Source organism: Priestia sp. 10L35, from assembly GCF_056395685.1.
In genome coordinates this window covers 368,723-383,064 of sequence record NZ_JBFTKA010000003.1, presented here as the reverse complement: position 1 = coordinate 383,064, position 14,342 = coordinate 368,723, and the positions used below count along the sequence as shown (strand labels likewise).

General features: G+C 38.4%; 16 protein-coding genes. 7 read left to right on the top strand and 9 right to left on the bottom strand.

The features are described 5' to 3' along the window. The first annotated feature begins 327 nt into the window (after positions 1-327). Positions 328-1,431 carry a citrate synthase/methylcitrate synthase gene (locus AC1DEF_RS12980; protein WP_043981479.1) on the top strand — a complete coding sequence of 368 codons (1,104 nt, stop codon included), beginning with the start codon at positions 328-330 and terminating at the stop codon, positions 1,429-1,431. Positions 1,432-1,486: 55 nt separating this feature from the next. On the opposite strand, the gene AC1DEF_RS12975 is transcribed toward AC1DEF_RS12980, so the two are convergent. Beyond that, complete coding sequence (locus AC1DEF_RS12975) at positions 1,487-1,951, bottom strand: DUF4306 domain-containing protein (RefSeq protein ID WP_255255814.1); 465 nt, start codon at positions 1,949-1,951, stop codon at positions 1,487-1,489. Between the two features lie 188 nt (positions 1,952-2,139). On the opposite strand from AC1DEF_RS12975, the gene AC1DEF_RS12970 reads away from it, so the two are divergent. Next, on the top strand, positions 2,140-3,024 hold the full coding sequence (locus AC1DEF_RS12970) for a diacylglycerol/lipid kinase family protein (protein ID WP_230183451.1): 885 nt from the start codon (positions 2,140-2,142) through the stop codon (positions 3,022-3,024). Positions 3,025-3,053: 29 nt separating this feature from the next. Here AC1DEF_RS12970 and AC1DEF_RS12965 read toward each other — a convergent pair whose 3' ends face one another. Continuing rightward, a complete protein-coding gene (locus tag AC1DEF_RS12965) occupies positions 3,054-3,617 on the bottom strand; it encodes a YitT family protein (protein WP_016764744.1) in 564 nt (187 codons plus the stop codon). 359 nt (positions 3,618-3,976) lie between these two features. Here AC1DEF_RS12965 and AC1DEF_RS12960 point away from each other — a divergent pair, with 359 nt between their 5' ends. Next, a complete protein-coding gene (locus AC1DEF_RS12960; protein WP_097825232.1) occupies positions 3,977-5,149 on the top strand; it encodes an MFS transporter in 1,173 nt (390 codons plus the stop codon). Between the two features lie 184 nt (positions 5,150-5,333). Further along, positions 5,334-5,780 (top strand): GNAT family N-acetyltransferase, encoded by a 447-nt coding sequence (locus tag AC1DEF_RS12955; protein WP_097825231.1) that lies wholly within the window; start codon positions 5,334-5,336, stop codon positions 5,778-5,780. A gap of 328 nt (positions 5,781-6,108) precedes the next feature. Here AC1DEF_RS12955 and AC1DEF_RS12950 read toward each other — a convergent pair whose 3' ends face one another. Next, positions 6,109-6,465, bottom strand: a complete 357-nt coding sequence (locus AC1DEF_RS12950) for a hypothetical protein (protein WP_097825230.1) — start codon at positions 6,463-6,465, stop codon at positions 6,109-6,111. A gap of 67 nt (positions 6,466-6,532) precedes the next feature. Then, entirely contained in the window at positions 6,533-7,399 is an 867-nt protein-coding gene (locus AC1DEF_RS12945; protein ID WP_013057742.1) for a YitT family protein, read from the bottom strand. Positions 7,400-7,561: 162 nt separating this feature from the next. On the opposite strand from AC1DEF_RS12945, the gene cobT reads away from it, so the two are divergent. Then, entirely contained in the window at positions 7,562-8,599 is a 1,038-nt protein-coding gene (gene cobT, locus AC1DEF_RS12940; RefSeq protein WP_097825229.1) for a nicotinate-nucleotide--dimethylbenzimidazole phosphoribosyltransferase, read from the top strand. 58 nt (positions 8,600-8,657) lie between these two features. Here cobT and AC1DEF_RS12935 read toward each other — a convergent pair whose 3' ends face one another. After that, complete coding sequence (locus tag AC1DEF_RS12935) at positions 8,658-8,792, bottom strand: hypothetical protein (protein ID WP_013057740.1); 135 nt, start codon at positions 8,790-8,792, stop codon at positions 8,658-8,660. 318 nt (positions 8,793-9,110) lie between these two features. Between AC1DEF_RS12935 and AC1DEF_RS12930 the strand changes: the two genes are divergently transcribed. Then, positions 9,111-9,791: an FHA domain-containing protein gene (locus tag AC1DEF_RS12930; protein ID WP_043981485.1), complete on the top strand. Its 681-nt coding sequence runs from the start codon at positions 9,111-9,113 to the stop codon at positions 9,789-9,791. A gap of 15 nt (positions 9,792-9,806) precedes the next feature. Here the strand turns inward: AC1DEF_RS12930 and AC1DEF_RS12925 are convergent, their stop codons facing one another. The 3 genes from AC1DEF_RS12925 to AC1DEF_RS12915 all read right to left on the bottom strand — a co-directional run bounded on the left by AC1DEF_RS12925 (position 9,807) and on the right by AC1DEF_RS12915 (position 11,625). Then, positions 9,807-10,574 (bottom strand): class I SAM-dependent methyltransferase, encoded by a 768-nt coding sequence (locus AC1DEF_RS12925; protein WP_025751167.1) that lies wholly within the window; start codon positions 10,572-10,574, stop codon positions 9,807-9,809. Positions 10,575-10,767: 193 nt separating this feature from the next. Further along, a complete protein-coding gene (locus AC1DEF_RS12920) occupies positions 10,768-11,229 on the bottom strand; it encodes a DinB family protein (RefSeq protein WP_097825228.1) in 462 nt (153 codons plus the stop codon). Positions 11,230-11,349: 120 nt separating this feature from the next. Then, positions 11,350-11,625 carry an AbrB/MazE/SpoVT family DNA-binding domain-containing protein gene (locus AC1DEF_RS12915; RefSeq protein ID WP_013057736.1) on the bottom strand — a complete coding sequence of 92 codons (276 nt, stop codon included), beginning with the start codon at positions 11,623-11,625 and terminating at the stop codon, positions 11,350-11,352. 412 nt (positions 11,626-12,037) lie between these two features. Between AC1DEF_RS12915 and rpsN the strand changes: the two genes are divergently transcribed. Further along, positions 12,038-12,307 (top strand): 30S ribosomal protein S14, encoded by a 270-nt coding sequence (gene rpsN / locus AC1DEF_RS12910; protein WP_013083817.1) that lies wholly within the window; start codon positions 12,038-12,040, stop codon positions 12,305-12,307. 29 nt (positions 12,308-12,336) lie between these two features. Here the strand turns inward: rpsN and AC1DEF_RS12905 are convergent, their stop codons facing one another. Then, positions 12,337-14,088 (bottom strand): N-acetylmuramoyl-L-alanine amidase family protein, encoded by a 1,752-nt coding sequence (locus AC1DEF_RS12905; RefSeq protein ID WP_097825227.1) that lies wholly within the window; start codon positions 14,086-14,088, stop codon positions 12,337-12,339. Positions 14,089-14,342: the final 254 nt, after the last annotated feature.

Here is a 14,342-nt window from a genome sequence, read left to right as displayed (position 1 = left end):
TCTTACATAAGGAAGTGAATAGTGATTCATCTAAAAATAGTACATCAAATTCCTCTAAATACGTTAGAAACCCGCATGTTTGTAAGCGTTAACAAAAAAAGCACCCTCGAAGAAAATCCTAGAAAAATATTTTTTCTCCCGTAAAACAAAGCCGCGAGCGCAGAAATAACGCGTGTTGAAATGTTCATTTTGTATACTGTTCTGACAATTAAGAAAGAGGAATAAAATGGTATAGTGCACCACTAAGGTGAGTCTATTCATTCTGCAAACGAGCCGTACATAGAAAAAAGGGCCTGTTTGTTAAAAATAATTGGGGGAGTGGTTGAGATGACATACGTTAAAGGATTAGAAGGAATCGTTGCAGCTGAAACAAAAGTAGGGCATGTTGATGGAGAGAAAGGTCAGCTGATTTATCGCGGATATTGGGCAAAAGATTTGGCGATCAATTATTCTTTTGAAGAAGTTTCTTATTTAATTTGGAACGGCACGCTGCCAAATCATGATGAGTTAAAAGTATTTAAACAAAAAATGGTGACTCATCGTACGCTTCCGGCTAATATTGTTGCATTAATGGACTGTTTGCCAAAAGATACAGAAGTGATGAGCGCGCTTCGCACATGTATCTCAGCTTTAGGAGACCCTTCATACAGCTGGCCTCCGACAAAAGAGCAGGCACTTGCGATTACAGCCGTCACACCTACCATTATTGCCTATTGGTATCGTAAAATGAATGATTTAGAAGTAGTAGAGCCTAACGAGCATTTGGATCATGTAGCAAACTATTTATATATGATTAACGGAGAAATTCCAGATCAAAGTTTGGTTACTGCGCTGAACGCATATTTTGTTTTGACAATTGAGCATGGGATGAACGCCTCAACCTTCTCATCACGCGTTATTTCATCTACCGAATCTGACATGGTTTCAGCTATTTGCGGAGCAATTGGCGCGATGAAAGGTCCGCTTCACGGAGGAGCTCCTTCTGGTGTTATTACCATGTTTGATGAAATTGGAAGTGAAGAGAATATCGAGCCTTGGGTTCGTAAAAAATTAGATAATAAAGAGAAAATCATGGGATTTGGTCATCGTGTTTATCGTACACATGATCCAAGAGCAGAAGCATTAAAAGAAGTATCGAAACAAATCTCAGGAGACAACGGGCTATTTGATTTAATTGTTAAAATTGAAGATAAAACCATTGAATTACTCAATGAATACAAGCCGGGTCGAGGCATTTATACCAATGTAGAATATTTCGCTGCAGCGGTTATGAAAGCGGTTGAGCTTCCGTCTGAACTATTCACACCAACCTTCACAGCAAGCCGTGTAGTTGGCTGGACAGCTCATGTCGTAGAGCAGTCAGAAAATAATCGTATTTACCGACCTCAGTCTGCGTATATAGGTTATACGCCAGTTGAACAAAATCAATAAATAAACTCGCTTTCACATAAAAAACGTCGGTAGATCCGACGTTTTTTTCATATGGTTAAATATATTCTTTTTGAGAATAAAATTGCTTTAATAAATAGAATAATCCGACTGCTAAGCATAAACTTGCTGCAGCTAAGCTAGAGGTAATCATGGCGTGCTCACCTTCGGTAGGGGTATGTGAAAGTTTATAGCTGCTGTAGCATAAGAGAGCTGTGATACATAAACAGCAGGAGCTAATCAATCCATACCGCTTTTTGAAGCCAATAATAGATAGTAATACAATCAAATAAATTCCGCTCACCATCATCATAATTGGAAACTGAGGGTGGAATTTAATTGTATACAACAAATAATCGATGTGAGAATAGTGATGAACCGCCGAGGACTTTGGTAGCCCTCCGGTCAAACTAGCTGATAAAGGTCCTTCAAGCATCGAAGAGCCGTTATACCAAGTAGCGACTGAGGAAAGTAAAAAAACAAAACAACTTGCAAATAGCTGCGTCATGCATTTTATTGACACGTATAGAAAGCTCCTCTCAATAACCATCTTTTGTTAATACAAGTCCGAAAATTATTATAGCAGGTTTTGAAAGTAAAAAAAGTACTATTGGAATGGTTTCATAAAACGTTCATATTTGAAAAGGTTTGTTTTTTTAAAAGAAAGGGAAAAAAAGTGAAACGGAAGATATGAATAGAGGAGAGAGAAAGATGAAGGCAGCAGTGATTTTGAATCCAAACGCAGGAAACAAAAAATTAGTAAATGAAATTGACTTTATATGTGATCGGTTAAACACTGCATTTGAGACGGTTACTTTATATAAAACAGAGCAACCTGGAGATGGTGCCGATCTGGTAAGGAAATTGGAAGGCAAAGCGGATGTCATTATTGGAGCAGGAGGAGACGGGACAATTTATGAGCTCATCAACGCTCTTGCTCCGCTGCAGCAACGTCCTGTATTTGCTATTTTACCTGGTGGAACGTGCAACGACTTTTCGCGTGCAATTGGAATGAATCAAAATCCTTTAAAGGCAGTGGAGCAAATTATAGAAAAGCAGACGGAGGCAGTGGATGTTGGAAAACATGGCGAAGATTATTTTTTAAACTTTTGGGGAATCGGCCTCGTAGCTGATGTATCTGAAAATATTTTGGAAGAAAATAAAGAGAAATTTGGTAAGCTCTCTTACTACATGAGCGTAGGCAGAACTTTAAATCAAGCAGAGCCTTTTCAATTAAAAATGACGAGCGAAAAAGCTTCCTATGAAGGAGAAGCTGTTATGGTGTTAATTGGAAACGGCCCTTTTTTAGGAGGAACCCGCGCTATGCTAGGAAACAGCTCATTTCAAGACGGATTATTAGATGTATTCGTTATTAAAGAAATGGGAATCGAGCCGGTTATGGCATGGTTACAAACAAGCCCTGATGAGGAACAGCTTAACCCTGAAAGCAACCTTATGCATTTTCGTGCAAAAGAAGTTCATATTGAAACTACTCCTGAAAAAACGGTAGATTGTGATGGAGAAAAAGAAACGACGACACCTTCAACGATTACGGTTCTTCATAGTCACATCAATATGATAGTCGGAAACAGATAAAAAAACGCTGGAAGTTCCAGCGTTTTTTTTTATGAAGACAGCCATCGCGGAGAAGTAAAGAGCATAATCATTATGCTGCTCATCGTAATAACAAGCATGGAGTAGCAAAAAGCAGTAAATCCGATAATATGTAAGCCCACTATCATAATCGTACTGTCTAAGATAAAAATGGTTATTCCTATATTGATTTTCCATTTTTTCGATACAATAATGGCAATTAAATCAAGCCCATCCGAACTGATGCCGTAGCGAAGCATCAGTCCTATTCCCATTCCTACGAGTGCGCCTCCAAGCAATGAGCTAAAGAGCAAAGGAAGCTCTAGCGTGCCTTCGAGAATAGACAGCCATTCTGTCATAAAAAAAGAAACAAATAAACCTATACTTCCGTAAAAAAAGTTTTGACGATGACGAAAAAAAGCATATAAATAGACAGGTACGTTCAAAAAGAAAATGGACAGTCCGATAGGAGTTCCAAACACATAATATACGATAAGTCCAAATCCTATAAGTCCACCGTCTAGTAAGTGATACGGAGCAATAAATCCGTTTAGCCCTAGTCCAATTAATAAGCTGCCACAGCAAATCGAAACCACTCTCGAAAAAATATTCCTCACCCTATACGTTAAATTTTAATAGGAGTACTCGTCCCTCTATGTATATGGCCAGCTTAGGTTATTTAGAAGTGAAGAAGAAGAAAAAGAAAATTATGTAAAAAGTATTGATTCTATAACTCTGATATTCTATAGTTAATCTAACTTCGTTTTCACGACAATTTCTTGATTTTTTACGATACTGTTTAACTGTTTGTATTTTTACTATATAAAAAAGGTTCGTTCTGCAAAAAGCATACGATTGTAATAAGTCGATAAAAGCAAGCCGCTATATAAAAGGGGTTGATTACGTGTAGGATTCTCTTTCTTTTCAGTCATACTAAAAAGAAAGAGGGATTGTCGTGAAAAATCGTTCCGTACTTTTTTTATGGTTTAGTCAAAGTCAAGCCAATTTAGCAGATGTATTATATATTGTTGCGTTAATCAGCATTCTTTATGCTCAAAATAGTTCTCCTGTGCTGCTTTCATGCATTCCATTTACCATTACGACTGCTAAGTTTTTGAGCAGTTTTATTGTGCCTTTTCTTATAGATCGCTACAGGGCTAAGCGTATTCTTGTTGTGTCTCAGCTGTTAAAAACCAGTGTTTTATCTATGTTTTTCTTGTGGCATATGTCGCTTATCAGCATGCTGTGCTGCGTGGCGCTTATTGCTTTTTTCGATGGGTGGGCAGCTCCGGTTCAAAGCTCTATGCTTCCTCATTTAGTAGATAAAGAGAAGCTGTTGAAATGGAACAGTATGTTTAACGTCACTGATCAAACGATTCAAATTGCAGCCTATCCGCTTGGAAGCTTTCTGATCATTAGCTGGGAAGCTACTGGCCTTTTATGGCTGTCATTTTCGTTATTCAGTTTGTCAATCGTATTTATGCAGGCTATTCGCATTAACGCTCATTCTTCTAAAATGAAGCAAAAACAACAAGGGTTAAAAGAGGGATGGAAGCTAATTTGGCATTATCCGCGCCTGCGGGTTTTATTAGTCATGGAGGTTTTAGAAGGGATGGCTGCCGGCGTTTGGGCATCAGCAATTGTCTACGTGTTTGTGAAAGAGATATTAAATAAAAATGAAGCTTGGTGGGGATATATCAACAGCAGTTTTTTTGTTGGAACGGTTCTTGGAGGTTTCGTTTTGTTGAAGATTTCAGTTGAACAAGAGAAAAGTCTTTATCATATCGTAACACTAGGCAGTCTTTTATCAGGTTTCTTTACATTATTGTTCGGAGTGTTGCCTGCTCCTTTTCTTTCACTTTTACTTAGTTTTGCTATTGGCATTGCCCTTCAAATAAGCGCTACATGTTCTTACACGCTTACACAAACGGCCGTTCCTTTAGAAAAGCTTTCGAAGGTACTTTCCGCTACGCTTAGCGTTTCATATGTGACGTTTGGGCTTTCGGTGCTGCTGCTTGGAGCTGTTGCTTCGCTAAATGTAACGGCGGCGTTTCTAACAGCAGGAGGACTGATTGTAATCAGCGGCTGTGTAGGTTTATTCTTGCGAAATTATGCGCTTGCTAACTAAAAAAGGTTGCTATTTGCAACCTTTTTTTAAACATCGTATTTTCTCTCATCAACCATAAGCCGTATAAGGTTGTTTGCTTTAAATACCCCTTGTGTAAAAGTAGAGAGCTTTTCACGAAAACGAAAGGAAAAAGAGTATGGCTATCGAATTATGTTAAGAGCGTTGAGCTAAAAGGAGTGATTAAATGGTTGTCATTCGACAGGCGGTTGAAACTGATCGAGAGCGACTGGCTACGTTAATGCAAGAATATATAGTGAAATTCTGTGAGCAGCCTGCCCCTTCCAGGAAAGCTTTAACTTTACATATTAAGCGCTTATTGAATAATCCTTCCTATGGTATCCAGTTTGTTGCTGAATTGGAAGGGAAACTAGTAGGTTTTGCGACGGTGTACCTATCGTGGAACACCTATTATTTTAAAGAAACAGCCATCTTAAAAGACTTGTACGTATCTCCTTTAAACAGAGGAAATAAAATTGGTGAACGTTTGTTTAAGATCTGCCTGGCCTATTCTCAAAAGTATGAGTTTGCAGGGATGACCGCTGAGTGCAGCAGTGAAAATAAAGTGGCTCAAAACCTTTATCAAAAAATGAACGGTAAAGAAAATGCAGGGGTTCAATATCGTTTTTTTTAAGAGAAGTGCAGCTTTTACTTTTAAGACTTCTACTAAATGGCAAAAATATGTTATAGTATGAAAAGTGAAATTGATGAAAATGACGGTGGGCTATATGTTAGATGATCGTATCAATAGTAGGGGGAAGTTGGACTAGCTGTTTGAAAGGCGGCCATCCTATTTTTAGTATAGCCGCAAGGAAGGAGCAGGACCTTGAAAAAAAATCCAATCTTAAACGCGTGGAAAATAGTAACTGCGACGGGCGGTTTTTTACTTGCGCTGTTTATCTTTAAAGTCCGAAAAGGAAGATAACCATATAAAGAAAGCTCCTCGATTGAGGAGCTTTTTATTATTTAGTAATAGGAAACGTCAAGGGAGTCACTGTTGATAAAGAATCTCTGTAAGAATGATAGGTGAAATAATGACGTGTTGGACTATAAATAGTCATGTAAAGTAAATAATCATATTTCGTTTCCATATAGAAAAAAACCCCGTCTGCGCGCAGTGTATAAAAAGAGTACGAAATCCCGAGCAGCGTTTGCTTTTGTACGCTTGTGCTTGGATTTTCTTTAATCCATTCATACAGTTCAAACACACTCACTCCTGGTGATGATTGCAGCGTATGTACTTTGTCATATAACTTATCAGATACATCGGAAACCGACTGTTTTAATTGGTGAAATAAGTTGGACATTTGTTCTTTCATAGTGGTGATCTCCTTTACCGGTAGTCAGCTATTAGCATGCTCAGAGAAATCCACGCTTATGTATAAGTTAATGGATGGCTGATTTGAATTTGCCGCCATGCGCTTCTTGGGTATCCATAATGGTTGTAAAGGCATGCGGATCTATTTCGGAAATAATGGTTTTAAGCTTGGTAATTTCTAAACGCGTCACCACTACGTATATGACTTCTTTTTCCGTACCTTCAAATCCGCCTTTACCATACAGTTTCGTCACGCCACGGCCTAGACGATGCGTAATAGCATCTGATAGCTCTTCATAGTGATTTGAAACAATAAAGGCTGCTTTTGTTTCATCAAGTCCTTGAATAATCGCATCGATTGTTTTAGAAGCAATATAGTACGTAAGGATCGAGTACATGGCCTGTTCCCAACCTAGCACAAAACCTGCCCAAGCAAAAATGAAGATATTTAAAAACATCACAAATTCGCCCACAGAAAACGGGATTTTTTTTGTTAATAAAATACCTAAAATCTCAGTTCCGTCTAACGCTCCGCCGTGACGGATGACCGTTCCTACACCTGCTCCTAACAGCAGCCCGCCAAATACAGTAGCAAGAAGCGGTTCAGATGTTACAGCTGGAACATGGTGCAACTGAGATTCTACAATGGATAAAGCAACAACTGCAAACATAGATGAAAAGCAGAAGTTACGACCAATTTGTTTGTATCCACTATATAAAAAAGGGAGATTAAAGATGATGATAAGAAGACTGAACGGCAATTTCGTTAAGTAAACTAAAATTAGAGAAATACCGATAATACCGCCATCAATTACAGAATTTGGGACTAAAAATAATTCGATAGAAACGGCAGCCAAGGAAGCCCCAATTAACATCATAATGTAGCGATAAATGAGCCGACCTGCCTTTTCCTTTTTGTGCTGTTTCGTTGTCATAAAATCTTTCCTTTCAAAATACTGCCTATACGCAACTCTTACTAGTATAACTAAGTCTTGGGAACTCTATCCAATTATCTACTTTAAAAAAGACTAGCCAGAATAAACAAAATCCTGTTAAATTAAACGGTAGACATTTGCTGAAATAAAGGAGCTGTACATATGATAAACGTTTATATTCCAGCGCTTGAAACAAGCGCTGGCGAAAAAGCGGCACGCTATATTGATACATTAACCAAACCGATAGGAAGCCTTGGAAGACTCGAAGAAATAGCAGTGGAATTAGCGGCCATGACCGGGGAAGTTTTTCCGACAGTCACGCCGCCAGGAGTCCTCGTTTTTGCAGGCGATCATGGAATTGTAAAAGAAGGAGTTTCAGCTTATCCGCAAGACGTAACGGCACAAATGGCGCTGAATTTTTTGCAGGGAGGAGCAGCTATTAACGTGTTTAGTCAGCAAATAGATGCCCAGTTCAAACTGATTGACATCGGAATTGCTTCTGACCTTTCCCATACGGACCTTGTACAACGCAAAGTGAAGCTGGGCACAGCAAGTTTTTATAAAGAAGATGCGATGACGCGCAGTGAGGCAGAACTGGCTGTTCAAGTCGGATATGAAGAAGCTGAAGAGCTTATTGCCCAAGGAATTAAATGTTTGATTGTAGGAGAAATGGGCATCGGAAATACTACATCAAGCACGGCTATTTTAGCTGTATTGACAGGAGAAAAAGTCTCTAAGCTTGCAGGAATGGGCACAGGGATTTCTGACGAACAACTGCGCCACAAAGTGAATGTGATTGAAGAAGCGCTGCAAAACAGGCACATTAACCCTCAGGATCCGATTGATATTATTAGTAAAATAGGGGGGCTTGAAATTGCCGGGATGACAGGTGCTATGCTGGCGGCAGCTGCTCACCGTATTCCTATTTTAGTAGATGGTTTTATATGTACAGTTGCAGCCCTTCTAGCGACAGAAATCAATACACAAGCAAGAGACTATATGTTTGCTAGTCACGAATCTGTTGAACAAGGTCATGCGTGTGCAATGAAGCTTCTTGGCAAGAAACCGCTCCTCAACCTCAATCTTCGTTTAGGTGAGGGAAGTGGAGCTGCTGTTACATTTCCACTGCTGCACTCAGCTTCACTGATGATTGCCAATATGGCCACATTTCAATCTGCGGGAGTGTCTGAGAAAGAATAAACCTAAAAAAGACATGGGAACAAAACCATGTCTTTTTTCTTTATTTTATAAAAAAATCTTATATTTTTAACATCATAAACCAATAAATGCTAAAGCTAGCACCTGTTAAAATAAATGATCCAATAATTAACAATACCAGTGCAACGCGTCGTTTAATCGCTTGAATTTCTCTATCTTTTGGCAAACGTCCCATTGGTCTTCCTCCATTATGTAAATATTTCACGTATTTTCCTATTTTACTTCGCTTTAAAAAGAGAGAACATATGTCAAAGTTACTAAAAATCAAATTATTTTACAAAAAAATTGTATCCCCGTTACAGCAGGGCAAAGAATACGTATTTTTTCAGTTAGAAAAGGACTGCTCTAAAGGTTTACTTACATGGCAACAACCTTTATCATATAACTGACTATACTATGATGTTATCCAAAGTTGGAAGAAATCTCAATAAATGTGAGTGTTATAATTACATGATAAGAGTCAGAAAATTTTAAAAAAGAGTGTGAGCAAACAATGAACGGTATGTTGATTATTCGGAACGGTGCTCCTTTTTATGAAGGAGCTTCCGTGCCTATTCCAAAAGATAAAGCCTGTATTATCGGACGAAGCAGTGAAGAATGGGAGCCTTATCTGGCCTTCCAAAGTGCTTACATTTCACGCAAGCATTTTGAAGTAACGTACGAAAGCAATGCCTTTTTCATTACAGACTTGTTTAGTAAACACGGGACAAAAGTAAACGGAGAAGAGTTACAGCCTGGAACCCCTCGTTTATTGAAAGAGCAGGATGTCATTACCTTAGCAAATGAGGAGGCAGCTTTAGTATTTAGAAATGATGATATGGATGCAACCCTCGATTTAGGACCTTTGCTAAAACAAATAAATAAGCCATTTTACACATTAGATCCAATTTTGCAGAAAGTAAAAGTAAAAGAGGAAACGTATATTCTGTCAGATAAAGAATACTCGTGCTTAGCTTATCTTCTAGAATATAACAATCAATTTGTTTCAAAAGAAGCATTAAAAAAAAGCGTTTGGCCTGAACGAGTAGAGTCAAATGGAGAAATTCTAGTAGCAGCAGAAGAGCTGAATGCGCTGATTTACCGGGTTCGCAAAAAAATAGGAACATATTTAGAAATCGAAGTGATTCGAGGAAAAGGGTATTGGCTGCACTTTAACGAAAATGGACGTGAATAGAATCACGTCCATTTTTTAATCTCGTTTTACAGCATGTACACGTATATGTTTAGCTTCTGCTAGCCAAGATCCATTTTGAAATAGTTTGTCTTGCATTCGATTTTCTAAGCGCGTAATGAGAACATTTTTAGTTTCTGTCGTCACGTGAGCAAAAAGAGGGGCTGCATTTGTTTCCAGCCAATTACGCAAGCCGTTTTCCCCTTTTAACAAGAAGGGACGGCTGTAGTGAATAGCCGTGGTGACTTGAAAATTCTGTGATTCCAAAAGAGAAGAATATTCAGCTACAGAAGGAAAGTACCATGGGAAATCTACATCGTTATAAGGGATATCAAACGTTTTAAATTGACGAATGATTTCTGTGAAAATTTCGTCCATGTTTCCTTTTCCCCAAAATTCTGCTACAAATCGGCCGTTTGGTTTTAAAGCATTGTAAATGTTTTTAATGACAAGGTGAGGGGGACGGATGTCGTGTAAAGTTGCATTTGAAAAAACTGCGTCAAATTGTTCGTAATAAGGAAGGTTAAGGGCATTTAACTGTTCAAAGGATAGAGTCGGGTACTGATGACGAGCTTGTTCAATCATATTTTCAGAGCAATCGATGCCCGTTGCACGGACATGAAGCTTATGGAGCTGCGAAATAAATTCGCCAGTGCCGCAGCCAATATCTAAAATATGTTCGCCAGCTTGAGGAGAAAGAAGGTTCATAGCACTTCCTCCAAATGAAGAAACAAACGGAAGATGATACACTTGAGCAATTTTTTGTTGGTTAACAGTTTGACTCATGAAGTGATTCCTCCTTTGTAAAAGATGATGACTATCGTTTTATAAGAAGAAACAAGCTTTGAATAGTAGATATGAAGTTATTGATAGAATTATACCATATATCTTACTTATTATGCCGAAAACTGCAAAGAAAAAGCGCACCAAACTTCTAGCTTGGGCGCTTACAAGCACGAACTATTTTATAACCATTAACTTAACCAAACTGAACAAATAGGGGAAGATCCGTATGACCCATCTCACGTACGTAGACGTATAAATTTCCTTTATGATGAATTTCATGGTCAATGGCCATTTGTAAAAGTTGACTTCCAGGAAGCTTTCTTCCAAACGCTGCAGTGGCGTCAATTGTTTTGTTTAAATCATCTTCACTAAGTGAACGTAATACGTCTACTGTTTTTTGGGTATATTCAGCTGCAAGGTCCGATAATGACTTACCGCTAAAATCAGCTTTTTGACCAAGTGGCGATAAATCACCGGATTTTACCACTGATGCAAATGCATAAAAGGATGTTAAAATATGCGTAGATAAGTCAAAAGCGGACATAGATGTCGGGGCAGGCTTGTATTCGTAGTGACCTGCTTCAATTTTGTTGATTAATTCATTAGTTACGTTTCGATGTGCTAAAAAGTGATGAGTCATTTGTTCAACTGTCATGATAAAAGGCTCCTTTATTATGTATTCGCTTCTGAGTATAGCATCTGGAAATCAGAAAGCGAAGAAAAAACTTTAACAAAAAGAAAAACAGCTGCATGTGAGCAGCTGCTTTTCTTTTTATTAGAAATTACGTTGTTTTAATTCTTCAAGCAATAACTCCATACCTTCGCGGCTTAAAGTTAATTTGCCATCTGCGATTGTTACGTTGTCAGAAGATACTTCGCCAGTAATCGCACAAGCACCGTTCGGCTCATATTTCTTTAAAATAATTCGATCTGTTTCGACAAAAATTTCAACAGGATCTTTTACATCTATTTCAAGAACACGTCTTAACTCTTTAGGAATTACGATACGACCTAAATCATCTACTTTTCTTACAATACCAGTCGATTTCATTTTTTAATCACCTTTACTTTTATATTTTATTGAGTACGCAAAATATTATTTTTGGAATTTCTAAGATGATTATATACTAGATAACCGCTAAATTTGTCGAAGTTATTAATATGTAAATGAACTGTAATATTATTGAAATATTATCTGTAAATACAAATCCTCCTACAATATGGAATATGTAGGGCTATTTGTATGATATAGGAGATGAAGGAATTAATTACATTTGACATACAATTTTTTTTATGTTTATACAGCAGCGTGGGGGTAGAGTACATCTAAGCGTGAAAGCAAACAAGTTGAAAAAATGAAGCAAATATGATTAAATTTAAAAAGTAACTTGCTCAAAATAATTAAATCGTAATGATTACGTATTTCAAATAAAAATTATTAAAACGAAAGGATGACAAAGAGTTTGGCTAAAAAATCAAAAGTGGTAAAAGAACAAAAACGTCAAGAGATGGTAGCGAAGTATGCGCAATTACGCCAAGAGCTGAAGGAAAAAGGAGATTACGAAGCGTTAAAAAAATTGCCTAGAGATTCTTCACCAACGCGTTTAAATAATCGCTGCCGCGTTACCGGTCGCCCGCGAGGCTATCTTAGAAAATTTGAAATGTCACGCATCGCGTTTAGGGAATTGGCCTACAAAGGACAAATTCCAGGGGTTAAAAAAGCAAGCTGGTAGTATAAAAGCCCTCATTATGAGGGCTTTTATTATTTATTAGCTGCAAAATATCGAGCAATCCCTTGGTAAATACCTGTAGATATTTGCTGCTGATACGCGTTAGAAGAAACAATTTGCTCATCGTGAGCATTTGATAAAAAGCCTAATTCAAGAAGTACAGCCCGCTGGTTGTTTTCTCGAGTAACATAATAATCTCCAAAACGAACCCCCATATCCTTCATAGAAGGCGCGTTTTCAGCCATGCTTTCTTGAATGTATTTTGCTAATTCTTTATCTTTAGATTCACTGTAATAAAATGATGCGATGCCGTTTGCAGAAGATGAAGTAGACGCGTTATAGTGAATGCTGATAAATGCATCTGCATGCTTTGCTTCACTAATATTCACCCGTCCGCTCAGTGAAATAAAAGTATCGTTTGAACGCGTCATAAATACATTTGCTCCAGCATTAGCTAAGCGGCTTGCCACAAGTTTTGCTGTTGTTAACGCTAAATTTTTCTCAATCGATGACTTGCCTGAAGTGCCAGGATCATATCCGCCGTGCCCAGCGTCTACTACAATAATTTTATCTTTTAAAGCAGCAGATGAGGAAGGCAAGCTAGCTGAAGTTGTAGAATCAGCCGCAGCTGTTAACCCTTTTGATACCCATGCTGTTTGACTGGCAGAGTACTGAATTTGCACCCAGTCATTCGTTTCGTTTACTTTTTTGAATCTTTCACCTGCTTTTGCTACACGGATAATTCCAGCACTTAAACTCGGCTGAGTGCGTAAATTTGAAGCTTTTGTAATTTGAATCGACTGGGCTGTTTGTGAAGACTGTCCAGAACCTGTTTGTAAGTATTGACTTGCCACCCAGCCTGTTTTCCCGCTTGCTGTTTTAATCTGGGACCAGGATCCGCTTTCTTTTAACACGGTTACTTTTGCATTTCGCGGTAAGTTCGTCACGATGGACGCGCTTGTGCTCGCAGAAGAACGAACGTTTAATGAACTGGCGTTAACGACCGCTGGCTTGGTTGCCGTAGAACCAGAGTCATTAGTCGGCGTAGAAGAACCGGAGCTTGCTTGTAGGTACTGACTTGCTACCCAGCCCGTTTGACCGCTTGCCGTTTTAACCTGTGACCAAGACCCGCTTTCTTTTACCACCGTTACTTTCGAATTGCGCGGTAAGTTCGTCACGATGGAGGCACTTGTGCTCGCAGAAGAACGAACGTTTAATGAGCTGGCATTAACGACCGCTGACTTCGATGTTGTAGACCCAGAATCTTTAGCTGGCGCAGAAGAACCGGAGTCTGCTTTTAAGTACTGACTTGCCACCCAGCCCGTTTGACCGCTTGCCGTTTTAATCTGTGACCAAGACCCGCTTTCTTTTACCACCGTTACTTTTGCATTTCGCGGTAAGTTTGTCACGATGGATGCGCTTGTGCTTGCAGAAGAGCGAACGTTTAATGAGCTGGCATTAACGACCGCTGACTTCGATGTCGAATTTGCGGTAGACGTACTGTTTATTTGCGTTTTATTTATGTATTGAGATGAAATCCAAGCTTCTTTACCGTTATAGGTAATTTTAGCCCATCCTTTGCTTTCATCTACTATATCAACGGTGTTTCCCTTCGTTATTTTTCCAACGATAGCACCGCTTGTACTAGGCGTTGCACGTACATTTAACGATGTAGCAGTTACTTTGGCCGATTCAGCTGCATCTGCATCAATTGAATGCAAAAGCAATGAAGAGCTTAAAAGAACAGAAGAAACGGCTGTGTACATGACATGTTTTTTATTCATTTTTTCCTCCTTGCAAATTACAAATTTCAACATAAGGTTATTGGTATACAAAGCATATATCGGCAAATAGTCCAAAATTTTGAGTTAAATCTACTATTATCTCATAATACCGATATTATCCATCATACTATATGTCGAAATTCAATTGTATAATGAATTTGAACTATCTGCCATCCTTAACGATAAAATTTTACATTAATGTAAAATATAATTATATTAAAGGTGGAATTTAGCGATATTAAAGACCTTTAATC

Excerpts from the sequence above, each read along its gene's own strand:
- AC1DEF_RS12905 (WP_097825227.1), bottom strand. The coding sequence starts at position 14,088 with ATGAATAAAAAACATGTCATGTACACAGCCGTTTCTTCTGTTCTTTTA.
- AC1DEF_RS12955 (WP_097825231.1), top strand. The coding sequence starts at position 5,334 with ATGGTTGTCATTCGACAGGCGGTTGAAACTGATCGAGAGCGACTGGCT.
- AC1DEF_RS12935 (WP_013057740.1), bottom strand. The coding sequence starts at position 8,792 with ATGGGACGTTTGCCAAAAGATAGAGAAATTCAAGCGATTAAACGACGC.
- AC1DEF_RS12915 (WP_013057736.1), bottom strand. The coding sequence starts at position 11,625 with ATGAAATCGACTGGTATTGTAAGAAAAGTAGATGATTTAGGTCGTATC.
- AC1DEF_RS12930 (WP_043981485.1), top strand. The coding sequence starts at position 9,111 with ATGAACGGTATGTTGATTATTCGGAACGGTGCTCCTTTTTATGAAGGA.
- AC1DEF_RS12945 (WP_013057742.1), bottom strand. The coding sequence starts at position 7,399 with ATGACAACGAAACAGCACAAAAAGGAAAAGGCAGGTCGGCTCATTTAT.
- cobT (WP_097825229.1), top strand. The coding sequence starts at position 7,562 with ATGATAAACGTTTATATTCCAGCGCTTGAAACAAGCGCTGGCGAAAAA.
- AC1DEF_RS12980 (WP_043981479.1), top strand. The coding sequence starts at position 328 with ATGACATACGTTAAAGGATTAGAAGGAATCGTTGCAGCTGAAACAAAA.
- AC1DEF_RS12925 (WP_025751167.1), bottom strand. The coding sequence starts at position 10,574 with ATGAGTCAAACTGTTAACCAACAAAAAATTGCTCAAGTGTATCATCTT.
- AC1DEF_RS12920 (WP_097825228.1), bottom strand. The coding sequence starts at position 11,229 with ATGACAGTTGAACAAATGACTCATCACTTTTTAGCACATCGAAACGTA.
- AC1DEF_RS12970 (WP_230183451.1), top strand. The coding sequence starts at position 2,140 with ATGAAGGCAGCAGTGATTTTGAATCCAAACGCAGGAAACAAAAAATTA.
- AC1DEF_RS12950 (WP_097825230.1), bottom strand. The coding sequence starts at position 6,465 with ATGAAAGAACAAATGTCCAACTTATTTCACCAATTAAAACAGTCGGTT.